This is a genomic window from Paraburkholderia sacchari (genome assembly GCF_000785435.2).
GTDB lineage: Bacteria > Pseudomonadota > Gammaproteobacteria > Burkholderiales > Burkholderiaceae > Paraburkholderia > Paraburkholderia sacchari.
Window position 1 is genome coordinate 132,849 of sequence record NZ_JTDB02000008.1, and the last position, 25,574, is coordinate 158,422.

At 64.2% G+C, this 25,574-nt stretch carries 20 protein-coding genes; 14 read left to right on the plus strand and 6 right to left on the minus strand.

Annotated features, from left to right (window positions below; translation table 11 throughout):
• Positions 1-21: 21 nt before the first annotated feature.
• Together NH14_RS24805 and NH14_RS24810 are read right to left on the minus strand one after the other, a co-directional pair.
• Positions 22-294, minus strand: coding sequence for a hypothetical protein (locus NH14_RS24805; protein WP_035531178.1), 273 nt, complete (start codon positions 292-294; stop codon positions 22-24).
• Between the two features lie 425 nt (positions 295-719).
• Positions 720-968, minus strand: coding sequence for a hypothetical protein (locus tag NH14_RS24810; RefSeq protein ID WP_035530985.1), 249 nt, complete (start codon positions 966-968; stop codon positions 720-722).
• Positions 969-1,503: 535 nt separating this feature from the next.
• On the opposite strand from NH14_RS24810, the gene NH14_RS24815 reads away from it, so the two are divergent.
• The 5 genes from NH14_RS24815 to NH14_RS24835 all read left to right on the plus strand — a co-directional run bounded on the left by NH14_RS24815 (position 1,504) and on the right by NH14_RS24835 (position 5,182).
• Positions 1,504-2,118, plus strand: a complete 615-nt coding sequence (locus tag NH14_RS24815; protein ID WP_035530987.1) for a glutathione S-transferase family protein — start codon at positions 1,504-1,506, stop codon at positions 2,116-2,118.
• 192 nt (positions 2,119-2,310) lie between these two features.
• Positions 2,311-2,520 (plus strand): hypothetical protein, encoded by a 210-nt coding sequence (locus NH14_RS24820; protein ID WP_035530988.1) that lies wholly within the window; start codon positions 2,311-2,313, stop codon positions 2,518-2,520.
• Between the two features lie 239 nt (positions 2,521-2,759).
• On the plus strand, positions 2,760-4,193 hold the full coding sequence (locus NH14_RS24825; protein WP_035531180.1) for an FAD-containing oxidoreductase: 1,434 nt from the start codon (positions 2,760-2,762) through the stop codon (positions 4,191-4,193).
• A complete protein-coding gene (locus NH14_RS24830) occupies positions 4,190-4,582 on the plus strand; it encodes a cupin domain-containing protein (RefSeq protein WP_084225807.1) in 393 nt (130 codons plus the stop codon). The genes NH14_RS24825 and NH14_RS24830 overlap by 4 nt, the downstream gene beginning before the upstream one ends.
• A gap of 111 nt (positions 4,583-4,693) precedes the next feature.
• Complete coding sequence (locus NH14_RS24835) at positions 4,694-5,182, plus strand: metallophosphoesterase family protein (protein WP_035530992.1); 489 nt, start codon at positions 4,694-4,696, stop codon at positions 5,180-5,182.
• A 134-nt stretch (positions 5,183-5,316) separates the two neighbouring features.
• On the opposite strand, the gene proP is transcribed toward NH14_RS24835, so the two are convergent.
• From proP to argA, 3 genes are all read right to left on the minus strand, one after another.
• Positions 5,317-6,777, minus strand: a complete 1,461-nt coding sequence (gene proP, locus NH14_RS24840) for a glycine betaine/L-proline transporter ProP (RefSeq protein WP_035530994.1) — start codon at positions 6,775-6,777, stop codon at positions 5,317-5,319.
• 626 nt (positions 6,778-7,403) lie between these two features.
• Complete coding sequence (locus tag NH14_RS24845) at positions 7,404-7,679, minus strand: oxidative damage protection protein (RefSeq protein WP_027793465.1); 276 nt, start codon at positions 7,677-7,679, stop codon at positions 7,404-7,406.
• A gap of 63 nt (positions 7,680-7,742) precedes the next feature.
• Positions 7,743-9,143, minus strand: a complete 1,401-nt coding sequence (gene argA, locus NH14_RS24850; protein WP_035530996.1) for an amino-acid N-acetyltransferase — start codon at positions 9,141-9,143, stop codon at positions 7,743-7,745.
• 23 nt (positions 9,144-9,166) lie between these two features.
• On the opposite strand from argA, the gene hrpA reads away from it, so the two are divergent.
• From hrpA to NH14_RS24875, 5 genes are all read left to right on the plus strand, one after another.
• Positions 9,167-13,834, plus strand: coding sequence for an ATP-dependent RNA helicase HrpA (hrpA, locus tag NH14_RS24855; protein ID WP_035530998.1), 4,668 nt, complete (start codon positions 9,167-9,169; stop codon positions 13,832-13,834).
• Positions 13,835-14,015: 181 nt separating this feature from the next.
• Positions 14,016-15,047, plus strand: a complete 1,032-nt coding sequence (locus NH14_RS24860; RefSeq protein WP_035531000.1) for a YVTN family beta-propeller repeat protein — start codon at positions 14,016-14,018, stop codon at positions 15,045-15,047.
• Positions 15,048-15,092: 45 nt separating this feature from the next.
• The gene (locus NH14_RS24865; RefSeq protein WP_052148361.1) at positions 15,093-16,121 is read left to right on the plus strand and encodes a sterol desaturase family protein; all 1,029 of its coding nucleotides are present in this window, start codon (positions 15,093-15,095) and stop codon (positions 16,119-16,121) included.
• 140 nt (positions 16,122-16,261) lie between these two features.
• Entirely contained in the window at positions 16,262-17,095 is an 834-nt protein-coding gene (locus tag NH14_RS24870; protein ID WP_052148362.1) for an EI24 domain-containing protein, read from the plus strand.
• Between the two features lie 104 nt (positions 17,096-17,199).
• Positions 17,200-18,015 (plus strand): competence/damage-inducible protein A, encoded by an 816-nt coding sequence (locus NH14_RS24875; protein ID WP_035531003.1) that lies wholly within the window; start codon positions 17,200-17,202, stop codon positions 18,013-18,015.
• Positions 18,016-18,034: 19 nt separating this feature from the next.
• Here the strand turns inward: NH14_RS24875 and NH14_RS24880 are convergent, their stop codons facing one another.
• Positions 18,035-18,499, minus strand: coding sequence for a rhodanese-like domain-containing protein (locus tag NH14_RS24880; protein ID WP_035531006.1), 465 nt, complete (start codon positions 18,497-18,499; stop codon positions 18,035-18,037).
• Between the two features lie 466 nt (positions 18,500-18,965).
• Between NH14_RS24880 and glnA the strand changes: the two genes are divergently transcribed.
• The 4 genes from glnA (at position 18,966) to NH14_RS24900 (ending at position 25,568) form a co-directional block, all read left to right on the plus strand.
• A complete protein-coding gene (glnA, locus tag NH14_RS24885) occupies positions 18,966-20,381 on the plus strand; it encodes a type I glutamate--ammonia ligase (RefSeq protein WP_035531008.1) in 1,416 nt (471 codons plus the stop codon).
• Positions 20,382-20,548: 167 nt separating this feature from the next.
• Positions 20,549-21,691, plus strand: a complete 1,143-nt coding sequence (gene glnL / locus NH14_RS24890; protein WP_035531011.1) for a nitrogen regulation protein NR(II) — start codon at positions 20,549-20,551, stop codon at positions 21,689-21,691.
• A gap of 50 nt (positions 21,692-21,741) precedes the next feature.
• On the plus strand, positions 21,742-23,322 hold the full coding sequence (ntrC, locus tag NH14_RS24895) for a nitrogen regulation protein NR(I) (protein WP_035531013.1): 1,581 nt from the start codon (positions 21,742-21,744) through the stop codon (positions 23,320-23,322).
• A gap of 164 nt (positions 23,323-23,486) precedes the next feature.
• A complete protein-coding gene (locus NH14_RS24900; protein ID WP_035531014.1) occupies positions 23,487-25,568 on the plus strand; it encodes a prolyl oligopeptidase family serine peptidase in 2,082 nt (693 codons plus the stop codon).
• Positions 25,569-25,574 lie beyond the last annotated feature (6 nt).

A 25,574-nucleotide genomic window follows, 5' to 3' on the forward strand; every position in this document is an offset into this window, starting at 1 on the left:
CGCGGCAAGCGGCAGGGCGGCCTAGATGCAGTCGAAGACTACCTCTACCGATTGTGGGGTAACGCCGCGCAGGCCTTCGCTGTGCACATCGACCGCATGCATCTCTTTATTTTGCTTGCGGCAATAAGCCTGCGCTTCCTTGAAACCGGCGCTGCGCACGTGATTCCACGAGACGATGTCCCAGCGCGCCCGGCTCGTTATCGAAAAATGCCCATCCTGTCTCGAGTTAACACTGGTTACCGATGTGCATGCCGTTAGCATGCCAAGACCAAGCAACAGGATGCTGCCTCTCATAAATTCCTCCTGATCGCGCACCATTGTCGCCGCCAATTGCAGCCATTGGCAACTCGGAGGAATGTTAATTAACGTCGCTAAAGTACTGAGGCAGGGGTGCTATTGCACATCATGCGCGAGCAGGGCAACGACACAGCGAAAATGGTATGGACGCGCGAGGATGAACGACATTGCCCCGAAGCAGAATGGCGCCTGGTTTTTCGCTTTATGGCATACGTCGCGCCCATTCGAGCGCATATGAAAAGCGCGCACGTTATGCCTGGTCCAGGCATCAAAATATGCTGGCGGAAGTTGTGCGCGAAAGCAGCCGCGAAACGACTATGTCACAGACCGTATCCGGCCCGTCCGGGCACCGTGCGGCAACGCCGCACGAAGAACAGAACAGTTTGTTTGTGTCGCCGGGCGTTCGATGCGGTCCCGCCGAATCAGTCGTGCGCGACGATTTTGCCGACCTGAGCTTGTCCAGAAACAAGGCACGACGAAAGGAAATTCTCTCCCTGGCTGCGCGCACCGATAGCGGTGAAGCCGCGCGCGAGCGCGTCGAGCCGCACGAGTTCCGAACCTTGCGCGCAAGTGACCGAGCTGGTTTCGTGCGCCTGCGCGCGTGTCATCGCCCGGTTCGCGAGGAGGAGTGCGAGGATGATGACGACGCCAACATTGAATGCTTGTCTCATGATTTCGTCTCCTTGTGCAGTCAGACTATCGCAGCCTTTCGGCGTATGTATCCAGGAGTTTCCCCGCGATGCAGTGCAACACATGCGGCGCAGGAAAACACCTTGAAATGCAGGACGAGTAATAGTTCGGCATCCTTGCGTTGCCGCTTGTGGTCTCCCGGGCCTTATGCGACGCGCCTCTACGTGGTGATGCGCCTTCGCTGTCCCCAAATAGTGAGAACGTTGCATTGCAGCAATGACGCGTCGCGTCACTCGGGACGACAACTAACAAATGTAGCGCCAGCCAACTCGAATCCTTCGCGACATATCGGCACGGCTTTATTGGGAGCCGTTTTAATGCTCGAGATCAATCGTTTTAACGAGGCCATTACGCAATCGGCATCGTGGCAATCAGGTGGCTTCCGATTTGTCAGCGCCGTTTTCAAGAGCAGTTATTGCAGTAATGGGGTGCGATCATCGGCACAAATCTTGAAATGAACTCGCCGATGCTGCACTATCGGCTGTCCGGTCCCCTTTTCTTGTGCGAGGTGTGGCAATGCGGTTGATTGGCATGATGGATTCCCCGTATGTGCGCCGTGTCGCGATTTCGCTGCACGTGCTTGGGATGCCGTTCGAGCATCGCAGCGTGTCGGTGTTCCGGCACTACGACGAGTTCGCGCAGATCAATCCGGTCGTGAAGGCGCCCACGTTCATTGACGACGACGGCACGTTGCTGATCGATTCCACGCTGATCCTCGATTATCTCGACCGCAAGGTGCCGCCGGCGCGGCGCTTGATGCCGGAGGAATCGCAGGAGCGCACTTTCGCGTTGCGCGTGAACGGATTCGCGCTGGCCGCCATGGAAAAGACGATCCAGCAGGTGTACGAGCGTCAGTTGCGGCCCGAGGAGCGTCAGCATGAACCGTGGCTGCAGCGCGTCACCGGGCAGATGCACGCCGCGTACACCGTGCTCGACAAGTTGCTTGACGGTCGCGCCGGCTGGCTGTGCGCGGGGCGGATCACGCAGGCCGACATCACGGCCGCGGTGGCCTGGCGTTTCACCCAGCATATCTTGCCGGGCGTGGTGGAACCCGCGCGTTATCCGGCGCTTGCTGCGCACTCTGCCCGCGCCGAAGCGTTGCCCGAGTTCGTTGCGACGCCGCTCGAATGAGCTTCGGTGCCGTGCGCGGGCCGGCGGAACACGCTTGCTGATCGCGGGTGCCGCTGCTTGCACGATTGTTCGTGTTTGGCGACAAGTGACTTCGCGTCCGGGCCATTTATCGGCGGACGCTCCATTCCTAGAATGGCTCTCATGGAAATGACGCTACGTCAGTGAGACGCGGCGGTTTCAGCGGGAGCCGTCATGAAATCCTTTATCGAACGACAACTGTATCAACCCGCGCTGGTCCTGCCGATGGTGGACCTCATGCAGTTGATGGTGTCGCTCGACTTCAACATGGGTCAGATCGGGCTGATGGTGGCGACGCGCGGTGCGCGCGCGGCGCTGCAGCGCTCGCGCGAACTCTGGTGTGCAAGCCACGATTGCGTGGCACCGGTCGAGCGGGTCCATTGACCCTGTTTCCGTTCGCGCGATAGACAGCGTAGTGCTTTTACGATTCTCCCCCCGACGCGCAGCGGCATCGCCCGTTTGCTGTTGTAGCGTCACCTTGTGAGCCGCCCCATGATCCGGGGCGGCTCTTTTTTCTCGTTTTCCGATTCGAAATTCAGGCACTGTCCGTGCGGGAGGTTTGTCGTGCCGGCGTAAGATGGCGCGAATGTGAGTTGGATGATGTTTCGCACGAGGAGAACGGCATGACACAGCGTTTCGATGCGATCGTGATCGGCACAGGGCAGAGCGGTCCACCACTCGCAGTGCGGCTGGCTGCCAGCGGACGCAAGACGGCGGTGATCGAGCGCGCGGCGTTCGGCGGCACATGCGTGAATGTCGGCTGCACGCCGACCAAGGCCTATGTGGCCTGTGCGCGTGCCGCGCATGTGGCGCGCCACGCGGCGGACTTTGGCGTACGGATCGGCAATGCCGCGCAAGACGCCGAGGTGAGCGTCGATCTCGCGTTCGTGAAGGCGCGCAAGGACCGCATCATTGGCGCGTCCCGTGATGGCGTCGAACACTGGCTGCGCAATGCCCCCAACGTTACGGTGCTGCAGGGGCATGCGCGTTTTAGCGCTGCGCATGTCGTCAGCGTGATGCTAGCGAGTGGCGAAACTGTGACGCTCGAAGCACCCGAGATCTTCATCAACACGGGAACGCGCGCCGCCGTTCCCGACGTACCCGGGATCGACCGTATCCGATACGAAACCAACTCGACATTGCTCGCTTTGGAGACGTTGCCTGCGCATCTGGCGATTGTGGGTGGCAGCTATGTGGCGCTCGAATTCGCACAGATGTTTCGCCGTTTCGGCAGCCGCGTGACAGTGCTCGTGCGCGGGGACCGCGTGCTGGCGCGCGAGGACGACGACGTGGCGCGGGCCGTGCAGGACGTGCTTGCGCGCGAAGGCGTGGAGTTTCGCTTTGGCAGCGCGCCACGCAGTGTGGCGCCACTCGGCACGAGCGGAACGAGCGGCAAGGATGGCAAGCATCCGGGCGGCATACGCATTGAACTCGGCGGCGAAGCGCTCGATGTTTCGCACCTGCTGTTCGCCACGGGGCGCCTTCCGAACACCGACGATCTCGGGCTCGGTGCGGCAGGCATCGAACGAGACAAGCACGGTCTCATCCCGGTCGACGGAGAACTGCGCACGCGCGTGACCGGCGTGTGGGCGCTTGGCGACGTGAACGGACGCGGAGCATTCACGCATACCTCGTACGACGATTACCAGATCGTCGCGGCAAATCTGCTCGACGGCGCGCGCCGTAGCGCCGACACGCGTATATCCGCCTACGCTGTGTTCGTGGATCCGCCACTTGCGCGGGTGGGGGCGAGCGAGCGTGAGGTACGCGCAAGCGGGCGGCCCGCGCTGATTGCGACCATGCCGATGTCGCGCGTCGGCCGCGCCCGCGAGCGAGGCGAGACGGATGGATTCATGAAGGCGCTCGTGGATGCGCAAACCCAGCGCATTTTGGGCGCGACGATCTTCGGCGTGGAGGGTGACGAGGCGATCCACACCTTCATCGACACGATGACCGCCGACGCGCCGTATGCGACGCTCGAATACGCAATGCATATTCACCCGACGGTGAGCGAACTCGTGCCGACCTTGCTCGACGGACTGAGGCCGCTCGTATGAGCGTGTCAGATGAGAACGCGCGTTCTGGGGGGCTCGCTGGCGGTCCGGCAGTGGGTCTTTCAGGCAACCTCTACGGCGGCATCGAAGCCAGCGCGCGCGACGAGCGTTTCGAACGGCTGATCGAGCAGGCCGGCGTCCTGATCGAGCGGATCGTCTCGACGGGGCAGGCGAGTCCGGAAGGGTTCTGGTACGACGATCCGCGCGACGAATGGGTCGTTCTGCTCGCGGGCGCGGCGGTGCTGGAATTCGAGGCGCAAGGTGGCGCGCGCCATCGGATGCGTCCCGGCGACTACGTGCATATTCCCGCGCACTGCCGGCATCGCGTGGCGTGGACCGATAAGGCAACGCCTACCGTCTGGCTCGCCGTATATTTTGGTGCAGGTGTTTGACGCACGCGGGTGAGGCCGGCGCGTCGCGATGATGTTTCTTTTCCGGCACGAAGCGTGGTGCCTGTCGCCGATAATCATCCGTATCCACTTTCCGTTACGAAGCGCCACCCGATGTCACGTCAACGTCCGCTGCGCGTCGCGCTAGTTTCCGATACGCACAATCTCGTGCGGCCCGAACTGCTGAGTTTCCTCGACGGCAGCGACGCCATCATTCACGCTGGCGATATCTGCCAGCAAGGCGTGCTCGATCAGCTGGCGCGGATTGCGCCGTTGACCGCTGTGCGCGGCAATAACGACCGTGGCGCATGGGCCGAGGCGCTGCCTGTGCAAACCGTGGTCGAAATCGGCGGCATCGCGATTGCTGTCGTTCACGAACTGCGCGATTTGCGTGGCCTTGGCAACGACCTGGCGGCGCAGGAGATCACTGTCGTAGTCAGTGGTCATTCGCACAAGCCGGAGCACGCATTGCGCGACGGCGTGCACTACGTGAACCCGGGTAGCGCCGGTCCGCGCCGCTTCAAATTGCCGATTGCCGCAGCGATGTTGACGATAGGAAACGACGGCGCACTGAACGTTGAACACACGCGGCTGATCGATTGAGCCAGGCGCGCATCCAGCGCCGCGCGAGACGTGGCCATGCGAAACGCAAAAAAGGCCAGCGTGAGGCTGGCCTTCGATAATTTCCGATGCGAAATCCGCGGCGCCTGAAGCGCCGTGGCTGCGCGGCGCGTGCGTTACACCCGAACCGCAGCGTGCGAGGCGTAATGCTCGTCGATTTCGCGGGCGACGCGCACGCCACGCATCACCGCATGGGCTTCGGCCTTCGTGCCGACGCACGGCGCGGAGCCGGGCAGCGGCTTGCGTGCGGTCTCGCGCAGCGACACCACCGAGACGATGCCGATCACGGCCGCGCCCATCAGGTAGTACGCGGGCATCATCAGGTTCTGCGTGTGCTCGACGAGCCAGGCAGCGACCAGCGGCGTCGTGCCTCCGAACAGCGACACCGACACGTTGAAGCCGATGGCGAGCGCGCCATAGCGGATCGCGGTCGGGAACAGCGCCGGCAGCGCGGAGGGCATCACGCCCGTGAAGCACGAGAGCAGCGTGCCGAGAATCAGGAGACCGAAGAACACCGGCAGCAGTTCACCCGTCTGGATCAGCGTGAGCGAGGGAATCGACAGCGCGATCAGGCCTACGCAGCCCGCGAGCATCACCGGCTTGCGGCCGATGGCGTCCGAGAGGCGGCCGAACGCGAGCGTCATCGGCATCATCAGGACCATCACGATCAGCACGAGGAAGAGACCGTGCGTTTCGTTGAAGTGCAGCGTTGCCGAGAGATAGCTCGGCAGGTACGAGAGCGCCATGTAGTCGGTCACGTTGAAGATCAGCACGAGGCCCACGCACAGCAGGAAGGGGCGCAGGTGCTCGGTAACGAGCGACTTCAGCGTTAGCTTCGGACGCGCATGTTCTTGCGCTTCGCGCAGTTCGGCTTCGCGCTTGAATGCGGGCGTTTCTTCGAGCTTGGTGCGGATATAGAGACCCACGAGGCCGAGCGGACCCGCGATCATGAACGGCACGCGCCAGCCCCAGTCGAGCAGTTGCTCGTGCGAGAGCGTGGCCGTCAGCACGGCAACCGTGCCCGCGCCGAGCACGTAGCCGATCAGCGTGCCGAATTCGAGGAAGCTGCCCATGAAGCCACGGCGCTTGTCGGGAGCGAACTCGGCGATGAAGGTTGCCGCGCCACCGTATTCGCCGCCCGTCGAGAAGCCCTGGATCAGGCGTGCCACGAGCAGCAGGATGGGTGCGGCAATGCCGATCGACGTATAGGACGGGATCAGGCCGATCGCGAAGGTGCCGCAGGCCATCATGATCATCGTCATCGCGAGCACGCGCTGGCGGCCGATGCGGTCGCCGAGCGGCCCGAACACCATGCCGCCGATCGGGCGCACGAGAAACGCCGCAGCGAACGTGCCGAAGGTCGCGATCAGTTGTGCCGAGGGGTTGCTCGACGGGAAGAACACTTGACCGAGCGTGACGGCGATGTAGCTGTACACGCCGAAGTCGAACCATTCCATGGCATTGCCGAGCGCCATGGCGCCGACGGCGCGTTTGAGGAGTTTGTTGTCGACGATCGTAATTTCGTCGAGGGTAAGATCGGTTGAAGCGGCCGATGAACCGGAAGTGGAAGCGGTCAAGGTCTGAATCTCCAATGACAGCGACGGGCCTGCGATGGCTCGCCACGGTTGCCGGAGAGCACCGTTTCGCGATAGCGGCAAGCATGTCGTGCACGAACGCGGTAAAGCGCGGACGCCCTGCGCGTCTGCGAAGCAGGCGGCGCACGAATGGCATGCTGAAGTGTCGCGAAACGACACTCGGTCGAATTGTGCGTTTGCGTTGCGCCTTGCGTGGCCGTGGTTGGGGGGCAGGACGCAGAATGACGCTGGACTCGCACGAGGGTGCGAAGTGAAGCGCCGCTGAAACGAAAAAGAAGGCCCGCGTGGCGGAGCGTTCTTTTTGTATGAAAACAATCAGGAAGAAGGCGTTTTTGGGCGCCGGCCTGATTGCAATTGATGACTAATGAATGTCGAACAAGGCGTTATGATAGCACGATAGCGTAAGTTCGTGCAAACCGCCCGTCCGGCGGGGCTCTTGGGGCGCCCGCGAGGCCCCGTGTGGCGGGGGATAGGGCGGTTTTGCCGGCCATAATGACACAGCCCGTGACGCAGCCCGGCAACGCGTCGTTCAAGCGGGCTGGATTGCCCAAGAAGTGCATAAAAAAACCGCGCCAAGGCGCGGTTTTTGAGGTGCGGCGGGGGCAGCTTCAGCCCTCGGTCGGCGGCACGTAGCCCGACGCCTGGTCGGCGCCTTCGCCGAAGAAGAACTTCTCCGTCTGCTTCATCAGATATTGGCGCGCGCGCGGGTCGGCCATGTTCAGCCGGTTCTCGTTGATGAGCATGGTCTGCTGCTTGAGCCATGCCTGCCATGCCTCTTTCGAGACGTTTTCGTAGATGCGCTTGCCGAGTTCGCCCGGCAGCGGCGGAAAATCGAGTCCCTCGGCTTCCTTGCCGAGCTTCGCGCATTGGATCATACGGGCCATGCTGTGCTTCTCCTGTAATCGTATGTGTGGGCGGCGAGGCGCTTCATTCGTAGATGGGGACGCTCACAGCTGTTTCATCAGCACGAGCGACTTGCGCTGCCAGTTGTAGAGGCGGCGGCGGTCTTCGGGCAGGTCGTCGACGGTGGCCTTCACGAAGCCGCGCTTCAGGAACCAGTGCTCGGTGCGCGTGGTGAGCACGAAAATGCGCGTGAGGCCGCGAGCCCGCGCGCGCTGCTCGATGCGGCGCAGGAGCCGCTCGCCGTCGCCCGAGCCTTGCGCCTCGGGCGAGACCGTGAGGCATGCCATTTCGCCGATGCGCTCCTGCGAATACGCGTAGAGCGCCGCGCAGCCGAACAGCACGCCGTCGTGCTCGATCACCGAGAAATGGTCGATGTCGCGTTCGATCTGGTGGCGCCCGCGCCGCACGAGCGTGCCGTCGCTTTCGAGCGGCTCGATCAGCGTGAGAATGCCGCCGACGTCGTCCGGTGTGGCTTCGCGCAGGCTCTCCAGATTCTCGTACGAGATCATGGTGCCCACGCCGTCGTGCAGGAACAGTTCGAGCAGCACGCTGCCATCGAGCGCGTAGGGCAGGATGTGCGCACGGCCCACGCCGCCGCGGCAGGCGCGAATCGAGTGCTTCAGGTAAAAGCCCTCGTCGCCGAGCACGGTGCCGCTTTCCTGCAGCTTGTAGGCGTCGTCGAGCGACATTTCACGGATCAGATCGCCTTCTTCGCTGATGAGGCCCGGCGTTTCCGTGAGGAAAATGATCTTGTCGGCGCGCAGCGCGATGGCCGCCGCCGAGGCGACGTCTTCCATCGACAGATTGAACGCCTCGCCCGTGGGCGAGAAGCCGAGCGGCGAAAGCAGCACGAGCTTGCGGCTCGCGAGCGAATGGCGGATCGAGTCGGCGTCGATCTTGCGCACGACGCCCGTGTGCTGGAAATCCACGCCATCGAGAATGCCGACCGGGCGCGCCGTCACGAAGTTGCCCGAGACCACGCTGATGTGCGCGTGCGCCATCGGCGTGTTCGGCAGACCCTGGCTGATCGCGGCCTCGATATCGAGACGCACTTCGCCGGCGGCTTCTTTCGCCGATTCCAGCGCCCGGGCATTGGTGATGCGCATGCCATGCGAGAACTCGGACTCGACGCCGTGCAGGCTCATCTGCTCTTCGACCTGCGGGCGCGACCCGTGCACGAGCACGATCTGGATGCCCATGGCCTGCAGCAGCGCGATGTCGGCGACGAGCGCGTTGAGCAGGTTCTGGTGCACGACTTCGCCGCCGAAGCCGACCACGAAGGTCTTGCCCTGGAACATGTGGATGTAGGGCGCGACCGATCGCATCCAGTCGACGAACTGCGCGTGCTGCGCGGCCTGCTGGGCAGCTTGCTCTGAAGCGGAGTCCGCGGCGGCGGAAGCCGGCGCGCTCGCGGAGGCGGGGACGAGGTCGGTTTGGGAATTCATGCCCGGGATTATAATGCGCCCCCATGTCGAATGTACCCAAAAGACCTGCCTCGGCGCAGGGCAGCAACACCCCTGCAGGGAAAGACGCGCCGCACGGCGGCGCGCAGGAAAAGCGCGCGTCGCAGAAGTATGGCGACGGACCGAAGCCGGCGTCGGCCGACCGGCTCGCCGCGCTCGTGGGCGGTGGGTCGCGCGATCAGCAAAAAAGCGCGCAAAAGAGCGCGCAGACGGCGGGGCAGAAGGGCGGTCAGAACGTCGCGCAAACGCAAGCGCAGACGGTGCCGCAAACGCAGGCACGGCCGCAAGCACAAGTTCAGCCGCAGCAGGCGAAACCGCAGACGTCCACACAAACGCAAGCGCCGACGACGCCGCGAGCCGCACCGCGCGCGGAGAATCGAAGCGAGAGCAGGCCGGCAGCGCAGCCGGGCGCGTCGCGCAACGATCAACGCGCAGCGCAGCGCGGCGAACCGCGCGATGCACAGGCGCAAACGCAGACGCCGCACAATCGGTCCCCGCGCGCGCAACAGCACAATCAAACGAAACAGTCAAAACAACCGAAACAACCGGCGAAGCCGAATCCGGCCGCACCTCAGCCGGCCGCACCTCAGCCGGCCACAGCGAAGTCCGGACGCGCATCGCGCCCCGCAGGCGAAGGCGAGCGTGCGCCGCGCGCCGAACGTCCGCCGCGCGCACCGCGTGAATCACGTGAACCGCGCGCGCCCATCGCGCCGAATCCGATTCCGCCAATCACGTTCCCAGAAGCGCTGCCCGTCTCGGGCCGCCGCGAGGAGATCGCGCGCGCCATCGCCGAAAACCAGGTCGTGATCGTGAGCGGCGAAACCGGCTCGGGCAAGACCACGCAGCTACCGAAGATCGCGCTCTCGCTCGGACGTGGACGCGGCGCGGGCGGCACCGGCCTCATCGGCCATACGCAGCCGCGCCGGATTGCGGCGTCAGCCACGGGGCGGCGCATTGCCGAGGAACTCGGCACGCCGTTTGGCGAAGTGGTCGGCTACAAGGTGCGCTTCACGGACAATCTCGCGCCGGGCGCATCGGTGAAACTCATGACCGACGGCATTCTGCTCGCCGAGACGCAAACCGATCCGCTGCTCAAGGCCTACGACACGATCATCATTGACGAGGCACACGAGCGTAGCCTGAACATCGACTTCCTGCTCGGCTATCTGAAAGAGATCCTGCCGCGCCGGCCCGATCTGAAGCTGATCGTGACCTCGGCGACCATCGACGCCGATCGCTTCGCGCGCCATTTCGGCAGCGAGGAGAAGCCGGCGCCCGTAATCGAGGTGAGCGGGCGGCTCTATCCTGTCGAGGTGCGCTACCGGCCCGTGCAGGAGGATAGCCCGGCGGTGAAGAACGCGCAGGGCACGACGGGCCGCGAAAAGGGCGCGAAATCGCAGCGGGACACGGATCGCGACCTGATGGAAGCCATCGTGGACGCAGTGGACGAACTGTGCCGCGAGGGCTCGGGCGACGTGCTCGTGTTCCTGCCCGGCGAGCGCGAGATTCGCGACGCCGCCGAGGCGCTGCGCAAGCATCATCCGCCGCACACCGAGATCCTGCCGCTGTTCGCGCGGCTTTCCGCGCAGGAGCAGGAGCGCGTGTTCAAGGCGTCGAACGCGCGCCGCATCGTGCTGGCCACCAACGTCGCGGAAACCTCGCTCACGGTGCCGGGCATCCGCTACGTGGTCGACACGGGTCTTGCGCGCGTGAAGCGCTATTCGTACCGCAACAAGGTCGAGCAGTTGCAGATCGAATCGATCTCGCAGGCGGCCGCGAACCAGCGCGCGGGCCGCTGCGGCCGGGTCGCGGACGGCGTCTGCATACGCCTCTATGAAGAGCAGGATTTCCTTTCGCGGCCAAAATTTTCCGATCCGGAAATTTTGCGTTCGTCGCTCGCGGCGGTCATTCTGCGGATGAAATCGCTGCACCTCACGGCGATCGAGACGTTCCCGTTCATCGAGCCGCCGCCGGGCCGCGCGATTGCCGACGGCTATCAACTGCTCAATGAACTCGGCGCCGTCGACGACGACAATGCGCTCACCGCGTTGGGCCGCGAGCTCGCGCGCCTGCCGCTCGATCCGCGCGTGGGCCGCATGATTCTCGCCGCCCGCGACGAGCAGGCCATGCGCGAAGTGCTGATCATCGCGAGCGCGCTTTCGGTGCAGGACCCGCGCGACCGGCCCATCGACGCGCAGGAGCAGGCCGACCAGGCGCATCGCCGCTTCGCCGACGAGCGCTCCGAGTTCCTCCAGTGGCTCAAGATCTGGGCCTGGTTCGAGGAGGCCGTCGCGCACAAGAAGTCGAACAAGCAGCTCGTCGATTCGTGCCGCGCGAACTTCCTCTCGCACCTGCGCCTGCGCGAATGGCGCGATGTCCATTCGCAACTGCTCACGGTGGTGCGCGAGCACGGCTGGCGCATCAATGAAGCGGACGCAACTTACGAGCAGATCCATCACGCGCTGCTCACCGGGCTGCTTGGCAACATCGGCCTGAAAGCCGACGACGAGCCGCACTACCTCGGCGCACGCGGCATCAAGTTTCATCTATGGCCAGGCTCGGCGCTCGTGAAGAAAGCGGGGCGCTGGGTCGTGGCCGCCGAACTGGTGGAAACGAGCCGCCTGTACGCGCGCTGCATCGCAAAGATCGAGCCCGAATGGCTCGAAAAGGTGGGCGCGCATCTGTTGCGCAGGTCGCTGTCCGAGCCGCACTGGGAGAAGCGCGCGGCGCAGGTTAGCGCGTTCGAGCGCGGCGTGCTGTACGGCTTGCCGGTGTATCAGCGCCGGCGCGTGGCGTTCGGCAAGCAGGATCCGGCGCGGGCGCGCGAACTCTTCATTCGCGGTGCGCTGGTGGAAGGCGAGTTCGACACGAAGCTCGCGTTCTTCGCACACAACCGCAAGCTGCTTGCCGATATCGAGCAACTCGAGCACAAGTCGCGCCGCCAGGACGTGCTGGTCGACGACGAGTTGATCTTCGCGTACTACGATCACGCGATTCCCGAAGGCATTTATTCGGGCGCATCGTTCGAGCGCTGGTATCGCGACGAGGTGAAAAAGAGCGGGCAGCCCGAGGACAAGCTGCGTCTGCTCTACCTCTCTCGCGACGACCTGATGCGCCACGAGGCCGCCGGCGTGACGACCGAGCTGTTCCCGAAGCGCATGACGATGTCGGGCGTGGCGATGGCGCTCACCTATCACTTCGAGCCGGGCTCGCCGCGCGACGGCGTGACGCTCGCGGTGCCGCTCTACGCGCTCAATCAGGTGGATGCGCGCCGCTGCGAATGGCTCGTGCCGGGCATGCTCAAGGAGAAGGCGCATCTGCTGCTGAAGTCGCTGCCGCAGAAGCTGCGCCGCCATTGCGTGCCGCTGCCCGAATACGCGGCGGGTTTCGCCGAGCGCGTGGGCAGCGAGCGCTTCGGCGCGGGCGGGCTCGTGGAGGCGCTCATCATCGACGTGAGAGAGCAGAAGCAGGTCGCCTTGAAGTTGTCCGATTTCAAGCTCGAATTGCTGCCGGCGCACCTTTTCATGAACTTCAAGGTGATCGACGAGCATGGTCGCCAGCTCGCGATGGGCCGCAATCTCGCGCAACTGCGCAGCGAACTGGGTGCGCAGGCGCAGCAGCAGTTCCAGAAGCTCGCGAGCGCGACCGCGCTGGCGGCGCTGGAAGCGCGCGGGGGCGGGGAGCCGCGCACCGCTGCGCAAGATTCGCAATCTGCGCCGCAGCCCGGCGCCAATGCGACCGCGAGCGTGCCGAAGAGCGGGCCCCGGCAGGGCAGCGCGCCGCACACGCCCGCGTCCGCCGACGACGCGCCGGCCACCGCGCTCTACGAGAACCTCACGACCTGGAACTTCGGCAAGCTACCCGAGCTGCTGGAGATCCGCCGGGGCGGCCAGACGCTGTTCGGCTATCCGGCGCTGGTCGATCGCGGCACGCATTGCGACGTCGAAGTGTTCGACTCGCCTGAAGAGGCTGCGCGCATCCATCGCGCAGGTTTGCGGCGTCTGTTCGCGCTGCAATTGCGCGAGCCGATCCGCTACATGGAGAAAAATCTGCCGGGCCTGCGCGAGATGGCCATGCAGTTCATGGCGCGGGCCACCCAGGAGGAATTGCGCGACCAGCTGATCGAACTCGCGCTCGATCGAGCCTGCCTGCAGGACCCGCTGCCCGACGACGAGGCGAGCTTCCACGCGCGCAAGGACGAAGGGCGCGGCCGCCTTTCGCTGCTCGCGCAGGAGATCGCGCGGCTGGTGGGGCAGATTCTTGCCGAGTACGCGTCGCTGGCGAAGAAGCTCGTACAGGCGAAGGCGTTCGGCGCGCCGGCGGCGGACATGCAGGCGCAGGTCGATGCGCTCATCGGCAAGCGCTTCATTCTGGAGACGCCGTACGCGCAACTCGTGCATTTCCCGCGCTACCTCAAGGGCGTGGCGCTGCGCATCGACAAGCTGCGTGCCGATCCGTCGCGCGACGCGCGCCAGGCGAGCGAATTCCTGCCGCTTGCGCAGCAGTATCAGCGCGCACTTTCGCAGCGCGGCGGCGTGTTCGATCCGCGCCTGAGCGAGTTCCGCTGGCTGCTCGAGGAACTGCGCATCTCGCTGTTCGCGCAGGAGCTGCGCACGCCCATGCCGGTATCGGTCAAGCGGCTGCACAAGGTCTGGGAGTCGATGTTGCGCTGAAGACCTGGGGGCGCCATGTCGGCGCCCTGGGGCCCCGGTCGGAAAAGCTCGAAAATGGGACCAGGTGTCGGACCAGGCGTCGGACCAGATGTCGCACCCTGCCGCATTTCATCGGCCCAACGTCAACCTTGCGGGAAGGTAGACGTTCTACAATCACGAACCTGTCCGGAAACAACTCTCCATGCGTAATCAATTTTTGGGCCGCGCAGCGGGCCGCCTCGTCGTGAAGGCCGCCTGCGCGGTGCTGGCCTGCGCCGCGTTCGCGGGCATTAGCGCAACCTCCGCGCGCGCCAACAACATCGTCGTGCTGAATTCGGGCGAAGCCACGCTGAGCCTCATCGACGACAAGACTCACGAGGTCGTCGGCACCGTGCCCACCGGCAAGGAGCCGCACCACCTGTTCCCGACGCCGGACAACAGCTCGCTCATCGTCGCGAATTCGGTGTCGAACAACCTGCTGTTCGTCGACCCGAAAACGGGCAAGCCGCAGCGCTGGATCGAGAATATCGAGGACCCGTATCAACTCGGCTTCTCGCCCGACAACAAGTGGTTCGTGACCACGGGCTTGCGGCTCGACCGCCTCGACATCTATCACTACGGCGGCGCTGGCAATTTCACGATCGCCAAACGCCTGCCGCTCTCGGCCATGCCAAGCCACCTCGCGTTCACGAAGGACAGCAACACCGTGTTCGTTTCGCTGCAGGTGTCGGGCGAGATCGCGGCGGTCGACCTGCCTACCCAGCGCGTGCTCTGGAAGATGAAGGTGGGCGCGGCGCCTGCGGGGCTCTGGCTTACGCCGGGCGAGAAGTATCTGCTCGTCGGCATGACGGGCGCCGACTATGTCGCGGTGGTGGACTGGCGCAACCAGAAGGTCGTCAAGACGATTCAGGTGGGCAAGGCGGCGCACAACTTCCGCTCGATGGTGGATGGCCGCCACGTGCTGGTGTCGAGCCGGGTGTCGAACGTCATCAGCATCATCGACGAAGAATCGCTCGAGAAAGTGGGTGAGATCAACGGCCTGCTGCCCGGACCCGACGACATGGAACTCACCGCCGATAAGCGCTATCTGTGGGTGACGTTCCGCTTCGCCAAACACATTGGCGTGATCGACATGCAGACGAAGAAGCTCATCAAGACGATTCCGGTGGGCCGCTCGCCGCATGGCATCTACTTCTATGACCGGGCGCCGGTCATGTCGCCCAATGGCGCTTGAGTCAAGCGTTTCCGCCTGTGTTTCGTAGATGATTCGCCGCCGCACATGCTAGCCTTTCTGACCTCATGCGCGCATTGGGCCGCGTCTGGCGCCGACGACCTCGTGTCGTGGCTCCAGACGCTCGTGTACGTCAAGCTCCTGCAGCCGCTGCTCTTTTACGCAGGCTTCATGGATGTGGACGAGGACACGTTCGATGCGCTCTACTGGGTGATCGTCGGCGTGCTGGAGATCGGCGCGATGTACGCGGTCCTGCGTCCGCTCGAAGCGCTCGTGCCGGCGGAAAAATGGCGCGACCGCAAGAGCGTGGGCGTGGACGCCGTCTATACCTGGATTACGCGTCTTGGCATTTTCAACTTGCTGTTCTTTTTCGCGCTGCAGCCGGTTTTCGACCGAGCGCAGAGCTGGTTGCGCCTGCACGGCGTAATGAGCGTCGATATCGACAATCTCTGGCCCGGCGTGACGACCGTGCCGCTCGTCACGTTCGCGATCTATCTGATCGTGCTCGACTTCTTCGGTTACTGGTATCACCGGTTTTCGCACCGCTTTGGCATCTGGTGGGAGCTGCACGCGGTCCATCACAGCCAGCGCAAGATGTCGTTCTGGTGCGATAACCGCAATCATCTGCTGGACGTGCTGGGCCAGTCCTGCATGTTCGCCGCCATTGCGCTCGTGATTGGCGTGCCGCCCGCGCAGTTCGTCGTGCTCGTCGCGCTCACGAACTTCGTGCAGAACGTGCAGCACGCCAATATCCGCTGGCACTTCGGCTGGCTCGGCGAGCGCCTCATCGTGAGCCCGCGTTTTCACCGCCGCCATCACGCCATCGGCTATGGTCACGAGGGCACGACTTATGGCTGCAATTTCGGCGTGTTGTTTCCGTGGTGGGACATGATGTTCGGCAGTGCTTCGTTCAATCGCGAAATCGAGCCCACCGGGATTCGCGACCAGCTCGAAGGCAAAAGTTATGGCGAGGGGTTCTGGGCGCAGCAAGGGCTCGCGTTCCGGCGCATCGCGCGGCGGCTCGCGGCGCAGCGGCGCGCCAGCGGCGATACCCGTGACGACACTAGCGCCGCCTGATCTGACCGATCCAATCGCTACTTCGTGACGCTTCACGGCTTTAGACGGCCCATCGCCCCGTGGTTTATGCTGTCGATTTGACGCACCGAACCCATGGGCCTCGCGATGCTTGCTCGTCTGACCGCTGCTTTCCTCCTCGCATGAACGATCTGTTGCGCTCGTTCGGGCGCGCGCTGGTAGGCGCGTTCCACCCCTCCATGCTGTTCCTCACCTTCGTGCCGTTTCTCGTGGCGGCGGGAGTGTGGGGCGGCCTGCTTTATGCGTTCTGGCAACCGCTCGTCGATGCGCTGCGTCCGGCGCTCGAACATTGGTGGGCCACCGCGTATCTCTACCATCTGTTCGACTTGCTTGGCTACGGCGCGCTACGCAACATGATCGGGCCATTCGCGGTGATCGTGCTGTCGGTTCCGCTCATCGTCATTACCGTGCTGCTGCTGATCGTGGCGATCTCGATGCCGCGCGTGATCCGCTATCTCTCGGCCCGGCAATACTCGACGCTGGAGCTGCGGCGCGGCGGTAGCTGGTACGGCAGCCTGTTTCATTCGCTCTGGACCACGGTGATTTGCATCGTGCTGTTGTGCGTCTCGCTGCCGTTCTGGTTTTTTCCGCCGTTCTTCGCGGTCCTGCCGCCACTGCTGTGGGGCTGGCTGACCTATCGCGTGATGACCTATGACGCGCTGGCGCTGCACGCCAGCGCTGAGGAGCGGCGCGAGCTCGTGCGCCGGCACCGGCTGCCGCTGCTGGCGATTGGCGTGGCGAGCGGCCTGCTCAGCTCACTGCCCACGGCGATCTGGATCGCCTCCGCCTGGCTGCTGCTGTTTTTCCCGTTCGTGGCCATTGCGACCGTGTGGATCTATGCGTTCATTCTGGTGTTCACGGCGCTCTGGTTCGGCCACTACTGCCTGCACGCGCTTCAACGCCTGCGCGCCGCGCAAACACAGCAGACGGGGCATGATGTGACCGTCACGCACTAAACTCGCACCGAATCGGCATGGGAGCGTGCTGCTCCCGGCTCCCGCGCTTGCGGCGAATTGCGACAAACCACGACGAACTACAACGAATCACGACGAGGTCATTCATGGCATTTGGCGTCATCATCATCGGCGACGAGATTCTCTCGGGCCGCCGCAGCGACAAGCATCTGCCGAAAATCATCGAGTTGCTGGGCACGCGCGGCCTCGCGCTCGAGTGGGCCGAATACGTTGGCGACGACCCGGCGCGCATCACGGCGACGCTCGAGCGCTCATTCGCATCAGGCGACATCGTGTTTTCCACGGGCGGCATTGGCGCGACGCCCGACGACCATACGCGCCAGTGTGCGGCGGCCGCGCTCGGCGTGCCGCTCGCGCTGCATCCCGACGCGCAGGCCGCGATCCGCGAGCGCATCCGCGACATGCACACGGGCGCCGATCCGGTCGATTTCAATTCGCACGAGAACCAGCACCGCTTCCAGATGGGCACGTTTCCGGTGGGCTGCGAGATCATCCCGAACGGCTACAACAAGATTCCGGGCTTTTCGATTCGCGACCACCATTTCGTACCGGGCTTTCCGGTGATGGCCTGGCCGATGATCGAATGGGTGCTCGATACGAAGTACGCGCATTTGCATCATCAGATGCCGCACGCGGAGAAGTCGCTGCTCGTGTTCGAGTTGCCGGAATCGACCCTCACGCCGCTCATGGAGCGCATCGAGCGTGATTTCCCGGGCGTGCGCGTGTTCAGTCTGCCGAGCGTGGGCGACACGGAGCGCGGCGGCGTTTATGCACGCCGGCATATCGATCTGGGCGTGAAGGGGGAGCCGGAGGCCGTCGCGGCAGCGTTCGTGAAGCTGCGCGAAGGCGTGCATCTGCTGGGCGGCGACATCGTGGAGCCGCCCGAGCCGACCAGGATCTAAAGCGCCGCGCCGCCAGGTGTCAGGCGCCCAGCCAGGGCAGGCCGCGGAAGCACCAGCCCGTGATCGTCTTGCGATGCCCTTCGCTGTTCTTGTCGCCCTCGAAGCCTTCCAGCAGGTCGTACGCGTGCGTGAAGCCGGCCTTGGCGGCTTCGATGGCCGCGAGCTTCGAGCGCGCGGCGCTGCGGCAGAGGAACAGCACGGGCGTATCGGGTTCGGCGACGCTCTTGAGCTGGGAGATGAATTCGGCGTTGGGCACGCCGCCGGGGTAGCGCGTCCATTCGACATGGGCATACTGGCCGTCGCCCACCACAGGGCGGCCGACCCAGTCGAGCTCGGCGCGGGTGCGCACATCGACCAGCTTCACGCGCGTGTCGAGTTGCAGAAGCTCGAACGCCTCGGCGGGCGAGACCGCGCCCGCGTAGGGCAACTCGTTCTCGACGCGGCGCTTTTCGGCTTGGGCATACAACTGTTCGAGCGTACTCATGACAGCAGATCTCCTATTTCTCGTGTTGGACCAAGAGATCATTCTAGCGCGCTGCATGGCGCAGGAAGCGGGCGTTGCTGGCGCGCGGATGAGCGCTGGCGGGGCGGTAGGGCATTGATGCACCGGCTTCGCATGCGCGCGTCCGGTGCGTGCGATTTGTCGCATCGGTTTTTTTGCATCGAATTGGTGCGTTGGAGTTTTTATGCACCATAATGAGTTGTGTTTCGTGCGCCAAATCAGAGAATGCACGGAGTTGGTGCGTGGGGCCGACCGTTTTGTGCAGCCGGCACGATTGCGGCGCGCGCCGTTTCGCTTCAGGTGCGTGCCTGCATTGGGTTTGCGCAGACTTGGCCCAAAGCTGGCACAGAAGGTGCTTTATATGTCGCGATCGGTTCACAGCGGCGTGGATCAACAGAATTGGCACGGCGGCAACGGTCGCCGAAATCGTTAATCAGGAGAAAAGGTTATGAGCAAATCCGTGGCCGACGTCATGCAACTCGTCAAGGACGAAGACGTCAAGTTTGTCGACTTCCGCTTCACGGACACGCGCGGCAAGGAGCAGCACGTCTCGGTTCCGCTGTCGCACTTCGACGAAGACAAGTTCGAGTCGGGTCATGCGTTTGACGGTTCGTCGATTGCCGGCTGGAAGGGCATCGAAGCCTCGGACATGCTGCTCGTTCCGGATCCGAATACGGCGTTCATCGACCCGTTCTACGAAGAGTCCACGCTGGTCCTCACCTGCGACGTGGTCGAGCCGGCAGACGGCAAGGGCTACGAGCGCGACCCGCGCTCGCTCGCCAAGCGTGCCGAAGCGTACCTGAAGAGCACGGGCCTCGGCGACACGGCCTTCTTCGGTCCGGAACCCGAATTCTTCATTTTCGACTCGGTCCAGTGGAACACGGACATGTCGGGCACCTTCGTCAAGATCGGCTCGGATGAAGCGCCGTGGTCGTCGTCGCGCGAAATGGAAGGCGGCAATCCGGGTCACCGTCCGGGCGTGAAGGGCGGCTACTTCCCGGTCGCGCCGGTCGACACGTTCCAGGACATGCGCTCGGAAATGAGCCTGCTGCTCGAACAGATCGGTATTCCGGTCGAAGTGCACCACCACGAAGTGGCGGGCCAGGGCCAGAACGAAATCGGCACGAAGTTCTCGACGCTGGTTCAGCGCGCGGACTGGACGCAGCAGATGAAGTACATCATCCACAACGTCGCGCACACGTACGGCAAGACGGCCACGTTCATGCCGAAGCCGGTCGTTGGCGACAACGGTTCGGGCATGCACGTTCACCAGTCGATCTGGAAGGACGGCCAGAACCTGTTCGCGGGCAACGGCTACGCAGGCCTCTCGGAATTCGCGCTGTTCTACATCGGCGGCATCATCAAGCACGCTCGCGCGCTGAACGCCATCACGAACCCGGGTACGAACTCGTACAAGCGTCTGGTTCCGCACTTCGAAGCGCCGGTCAAGCTTGCTTACTCGGCACGCAACCGTTCGGCATCGATCCGCATTCCGCACGTGTCGAATCCGAAGGGCCGCCGTATCGAAACGCGCTTCCCGGATCCGCTGGCCAACCCGTACCTGTGCTTCTCGGCACTGATGATGGCGGGTCTGGACGGCGTGCAGAACAAGATCCACCCGGGCGAAGCCGCCGACAAGAACCTGTACGACCTGCCGCCGGAAGAGGATGCAAAGATCCCGACCGTCTGCGCGGGCCTCGACCAGGCACTGGAAGCGCTCGACAAGGATCGCGAGTTCCTGACGCGCGGCGGCGTGTTCACGGATTCGATGATCGACGCTTACCTCGAACTGAAGGAAGGCGAACTGCAGCGCGTGCGCATGACCACGCACCCGATCGAGTTCGAACTGTACTACTCGCTGTAATCGGCGAACGGCGCTTCGCACGTGCTTACGCGGCGAAGCGCTCGTCCGACGTCGGCAAGCATGTCAACTTCGGTCAAAAAGGGACGGCGTTGCCGTCCCTTTTTCGTTGGCGTGGTTGCGGAGTCACTCATCTTCAACGATATGGATTGAATCCGCGCGTCCGGAATATGGTGCTCAAGAATCTGATCAAGGCAAGGAAGGGTCACGCGGAGCCGCTCTCGGACGAGACGGCGCTCGTGGAGTCGGGGCTGTTGCACGGCTTCGAAGCGTTGCCCACGGTCGTGCTCGTGCTCGACAAGCGCACCTTGCGCGTGGCGTTCGCGAACCCCACGGCCGAGGCGATGCTCGATCTTTCGCGGCGCCAGCTCACGCAGATGGCGTGGTCCGATCTTTTCTCCAACGCGGACGAACTGCTCGAAACGATCGCATCAATTGCGGCGCACCGTTTTCATGCGACGCGCCTCGACGCCACGCTCGAACGACCGGGCCGCGAGGCGCTGCACGTGCACGCGATCGTTGGCTTTCTCGAGAGCGCGCCCGACTATGTGCTGCTCGAGCTGTTCGAAAACGAGCGGCATCTCAAGAGCGATCGCGAGGAGCGCATTCACGACCTGGCGACCGTCAACAAGCATCTGATCCGCAATCTCGCCCACGAGATCAAGAACCCGCTCGGCGGCATTCGCGGCGCGGCGCAGTTGCTCGAATTCGAGCTCGGCACGCTCGGCCGCGACGAGCTGCGCGAGTACACGCAGGTTGTCATCAAGGAGTCGGACCGGCTGCAAACGCTCGTCGACCGGCTGCTCGAGCCGCACCGGCATCCCCATATCGTCGGCGACGTGAACATTCACGAAGTGTGCGAGCGCGTGCGCGCCGTGATTCTCGCCGAGTTTCCGCGCGGCCTCACGATCGAGCGCGACTACGATGTGAGCGTGCCCGACCTGCGCGGCGACAAGGAACAACTGATCCAGGCACTGCTGAACATCGTGCGCAACGCGGCGCAGGCGCTGCGCGAACGGATCTCGCAAGGCGACGCGCGCATCGAGTTGCGCACGCGCATCGCGCGCAAGATCACGATTTCCAAGCGCCTGTGCAAGCTGGCACTGGACTTGCATGTCATTGATAACGGACCCGGCATTCCCGACGAGATCCGCGACCGCATCTTCTATCCGCTCGTCTCCGGGCGCGAGGATGGCAGCGGTCTCGGGCTCACGCTTGCGCAAACCTTCGTGCAGCAGCACGACGGATTGATCGAAGTGGAAAGCCGGCCGGGCCACACGGAGTTTCAGATCCTGCTTCCGCTCGACAACTGATCCACCGCCATTACTTCTATCGCAAGCCACCAGGACTTCTGACCGACCTTATGAAGCCGATCTGGATAGTAGACGACGACCAATCGATACGCTGGGTGCTCGAAAAAGCCCTTGCGCGCGAGAATTTCGCGACCCGCAGCTTCTCGAACGTGCGCGACGCCGCGAGCGCGCTCGAACACGACAGCCCGCAGGTGCTCGTCTCCGACATTCGCATGCCGGGCGGCTCGGGCCTCGAACTGCTGCAAACCGTGCGCGAGCGCCTGCCGGGCCTGCCCGTCATCATCATGACCGCATTCTCCGACCTCGATAGCGCGGTGGCCGCGTTTCAGGGCGGCGCGTTCGAGTATCTCGCCAAGCCCTTCGACGTGGCCAAGGCTGTCGAGCTGATCCGCCGCGCCGTGGACGAGAGCATGCGCGGCGAGCATCAATGGGACGAGCGGCCCGCCGAGGCGCCCGAGATGCTGGGCCAGGCGCCGGCGATGCAGGACATGTTTCGCGCCATCGGCCGCCTCTCGCATTCGGCGGCCACGGTGCTCATCACGGGCGAATCCGGCACCGGAAAGGAGCTGGTCGCGCGCGCGTTGCACCGCCATAGCCCACGCGCAAACGGTCCGTTCATCGCGCTGAACACTGCTGCCATCCCCAAGGATCTTCTGGAATCCGAACTGTTCGGTCATGAGCGCGGCGCGTTCACGGGCGCGCAGGCGATGCGCCAGGGCCGCTTCGAGCAGGCCGAGAACGGCACGCTGTTTCTCGACGAAATCGGCGACATGCCGTTCGACTTGCAGACGCGCCTGTTGCGCGTGCTCTCCGATGGGCAGTTTTATCGCGTGGGCGGCCACAACCCTTTGCGCGCGAACGTGCGCGTGATAGCAGCTACGCACCAGAACCTGGAAACGCGGGTGCGCCAGGGGCTGTTTCGCGAGGACTTGTATCACCGCCTCAACGTGATTCGTCTGCGCTTGCCGGCGCTGCGCGAGCGCAGCGAGGACATCCCGCTGCTCACGCGCCATTTTCTGCAGAAGAGTGCGCGCGAACTCGGTGTCGAGCCCAAGCGCGTGTCCGACGAGGCGCTGGCGTATATGTCTTCGCTGGCGTTTCCCGGCAATGTGCGCCAGCTTGAAAACCTCGCGAACTGGCTCACGGTGATGGCGCCTGCGCAGACCATCGAGATCAAGGACTTACCGCCCGATCTGGTGCCCGCGCATGCCGCGACAACCGAGGGCGCTTCCGCGGGTGCGTTGGGCGAAGCCTCGCCGGCCACTATTGCGCTGGGGGCGCCGCTCACGGGGGGCGAGAGCACAATGGCCGTGCCGGCGGGTGTCGCAGGCGCTGCGAGTTTCGCAAGCGTGCAGGGCGCAAGCGGCGGCGTGCCGGGTGCGCAATCCGCGGCCAACGGTGCTGCGGCGCCGCCTGTGGGGGTTTGGGAAAGCGGCTTGCGCACGGAGGTCGCGCGCCTTCTGCGCGAGAACAGTGCAGGCGTCATGGACGAACTCTCGCGACGCTTCGAAGCTGCCGTGATTCGCGAAGCGCTCGAATATACGCGCGGCCGCAAGGTCGAGGCCGCCGAGCGTCTTGGCATCGGCCGCAACACCATCACGCGCAAGATCCAGGAACTCGACCTCGAATGAGCGCGGCATGAGCCGTGCGTGGCGGCCAGCCCGGGCCGTCAAGCACGGGTCGTTCCAAACGGGCCGTCCCAAACGGGCCGTCCCAAACGGGCTGTGTCCATGCGCGAGGCCCTTCGCGCGCGGTGGGGCATAATCGACGCTGGTTTTCCCGTCGATGATCGAACATGCCCGTGACTTCCCCGTGGCCCGCCGAGGCCGATCCGTTCCTCTCCCTCGAATCGCTCGACGACCCCGCCGCCATGGCCTGGGTCGAGGCGCAGAACGCGCGCACGCGCAGCGCATGGCAAGGCGGCGAACGCTTCGAAGCGCTGGAAAAGCGTCTCGCGCAGGCCTATTTGCCGCGCGAGCGGCCCGTGATCCCGAGCCGCTGGCAGGAGTGGGCCTACGATCTCTGGGAAGACGAGGACAATCCGAAGGGCCTGTGGCGCCGCGCGAAGTGGGCCGACTGGCGCGCACGCAAACCGCAGTGGCAGACGCTCATCGACTTCGACGCGCTCGGCGCGGTTGAACGCATGCCCTGGGTGTGCGCGGGCATCGACATCCTTTATCCCGACGGCGATCGCGCACTGATCCAGCTTTCGGACGGCGGCGCCGATGCCGTCACCGTGCGCGAGTTCGATCTCGAAAGGCGCGTGTTCGTCGACGGCGGTTTTGCGATCGAGAAGGAAGGCAAGCACATCATCTCGTGGATCGACCGCGATACGGTGTACGTCGGCTGGGATCACGGCAAGAAGATGCTTACACGCTCGGGTTATCCGCGCGAAGTGCGCCGCTGGACGCGCGGCACGCGTCTCGCCGATGCGCCTGTTGTGTTCCGTGGCGAGTTCGACGACATCAGCGTGGAGGGCGATTACGACCCTGTCGAGAGGCGTCATGACGTGGTGCGCAGCGTCGACTTTTTCGACTCCTTGACGTACCGGCTCGACGAGCGCGAGCAGTGGCAGCTCTACGACGTGCCCTCGCATGTGGCAGTGGGCGCGTGGCATGGCTGGCTAATGCTCGAGCCGCGGCTCGACTGGGCGCTCGGCGAACACACCTGGGCGGGCGGCTCGCTGCTCGCCATTCGCGAAGACGCATTTCTTGCTGGCGAGCGCAACGTCACACCGCTTTTCACGCCCACGCCGGTGACGTCGGCATGCGACTGGAGCACGACGAAAAACGTCCTGATCGTCTCGTGGCTCGACGACGTGCAAAGCCGCACGATGCTGTGGCACCCGCAGCAGAAAGAAGGCGCATGGACGTGGCAGTCGCGTCTTTTTCCGGCGCGCGCGAGTTCGCAGGTGGATGTTTCGCCCATCGAGGACACGCTCAACGACGAAGTCTTCGTCGATGTGGACGACTATTTGCTGCCGCCAGAATATTGGCTCGCCGATCTCGCGCAGCAGGACTTGCAGAACTGGGAACTGCTCGATCGCTGGCCCACGCAGTTCGATGCCGCGCCGCTTGCCGTGATTCGCTCGCATGCGCGTTCCGCGGATGGCACGATGGTGCCGTTCACCGTGGTCGGCCCGCGCGCCGCGCTCGAGGGCGAGGTGCGCAAGCCGCTGCCGTGCCTGTTGACGGGTTATGGCGGCTTCGCCATCTCGCTCACGCCGCAGTATCTGGTTGGCTCGGGCATAGGCTGGCTGGAGCAGGGCGGCATCGTCGCCATCGCCCATATTCGCGGCGGTGGCGAGTATGGCACCGCCTGGCACGTGAACGCGCAACGCGAGCAGCGGCAGCGCTCGTTCGACGACTTCATTGCGGTGTCGGAGCAACTGGTTGCCGAGGGTTATACGAGCGCGGCGCAACTGGGCATCAAGGGCGGCAGCAACGGCGGCCTGTTGGTTGGCGCGTGCATGGTGCAGCGCCCGGAATTGTTCGGAGCGGTCGTGTGCGAAGTGCCGCTGCTCGACATGCAGCGCTATCCGCTGCTGCACGCAGGGGCGTCATGGATGGACGAATACGGCGATCCTGAGGATTCCGAAGAAGGGCGCGCGCTTGCAGAATACTCGCCGTATCAGCGCGTGAAAGCCGGGGTTGCGTACCCGAGCGTCCTTTTCACGACATCGACCAGCGACGACCGCGTGCATCCCGCGCACGCGCGCAAAATGGTCGCGCGCATGCAGGAGCAGGGGCACGCGAACGTCTGGTATCTGGAGAACACCGAAGGCGGCCACGGGCCAGGCAGCGACTCGCTCGAGCGCGCGCAGTACGACGCGCTCGTCTACCGCTTTTTGTGGACCACGCTCGCCGGAACGTGGTGAGAACGG

Coding starts and splice junctions, on each gene's coding strand:
- NH14_RS24860 (WP_035531000.1), top strand. CDS start 14,016: ATGCGTAATCAATTTTTGGGCCGCGCAGCGGGCCGCCTCGTCGTGAAG.
- hrpA (WP_035530998.1), top strand. CDS start 9,167: ATGTCGAATGTACCCAAAAGACCTGCCTCGGCGCAGGGCAGCAACACC.
- NH14_RS24875 (WP_035531003.1), top strand. CDS start 17,200: ATGGCATTTGGCGTCATCATCATCGGCGACGAGATTCTCTCGGGCCGC.
- NH14_RS24845 (WP_027793465.1), bottom strand. CDS start 7,679: ATGGCCCGTATGATCCAATGCGCGAAGCTCGGCAAGGAAGCCGAGGGA.
- NH14_RS24805 (WP_035531178.1), bottom strand. CDS start 294: ATGAGAGGCAGCATCCTGTTGCTTGGTCTTGGCATGCTAACGGCATGC.
- NH14_RS24880 (WP_035531006.1), bottom strand. CDS start 18,499: ATGAGTACGCTCGAACAGTTGTATGCCCAAGCCGAAAAGCGCCGCGTC.
- NH14_RS24830 (WP_084225807.1), top strand. CDS start 4,190: ATGAGCGTGTCAGATGAGAACGCGCGTTCTGGGGGGCTCGCTGGCGGT.
- NH14_RS24825 (WP_035531180.1), top strand. CDS start 2,760: ATGACACAGCGTTTCGATGCGATCGTGATCGGCACAGGGCAGAGCGGT.
- NH14_RS24820 (WP_035530988.1), top strand. CDS start 2,311: ATGAAATCCTTTATCGAACGACAACTGTATCAACCCGCGCTGGTCCTG.
- NH14_RS24810 (WP_035530985.1), bottom strand. CDS start 968: ATGAGACAAGCATTCAATGTTGGCGTCGTCATCATCCTCGCACTCCTC.
- NH14_RS24815 (WP_035530987.1), top strand. CDS start 1,504: ATGCGGTTGATTGGCATGATGGATTCCCCGTATGTGCGCCGTGTCGCG.
- NH14_RS24900 (WP_035531014.1), top strand. CDS start 23,487: ATGCCCGTGACTTCCCCGTGGCCCGCCGAGGCCGATCCGTTCCTCTCC.
- ntrC (WP_035531013.1), top strand. CDS start 21,742: ATGAAGCCGATCTGGATAGTAGACGACGACCAATCGATACGCTGGGTG.
- glnL (WP_035531011.1), top strand. CDS start 20,549: ATGGTGCTCAAGAATCTGATCAAGGCAAGGAAGGGTCACGCGGAGCCG.
- NH14_RS24835 (WP_035530992.1), top strand. CDS start 4,694: ATGTCACGTCAACGTCCGCTGCGCGTCGCGCTAGTTTCCGATACGCAC.
- NH14_RS24870 (WP_052148362.1), top strand. CDS start 16,262: ATGAACGATCTGTTGCGCTCGTTCGGGCGCGCGCTGGTAGGCGCGTTC.
- NH14_RS24865 (WP_052148361.1), top strand. CDS start 15,093: ATGCTAGCCTTTCTGACCTCATGCGCGCATTGGGCCGCGTCTGGCGCC.
- glnA (WP_035531008.1), top strand. CDS start 18,966: ATGAGCAAATCCGTGGCCGACGTCATGCAACTCGTCAAGGACGAAGAC.
- argA (WP_035530996.1), bottom strand. CDS start 9,143: ATGAATTCCCAAACCGACCTCGTCCCCGCCTCCGCGAGCGCGCCGGCT.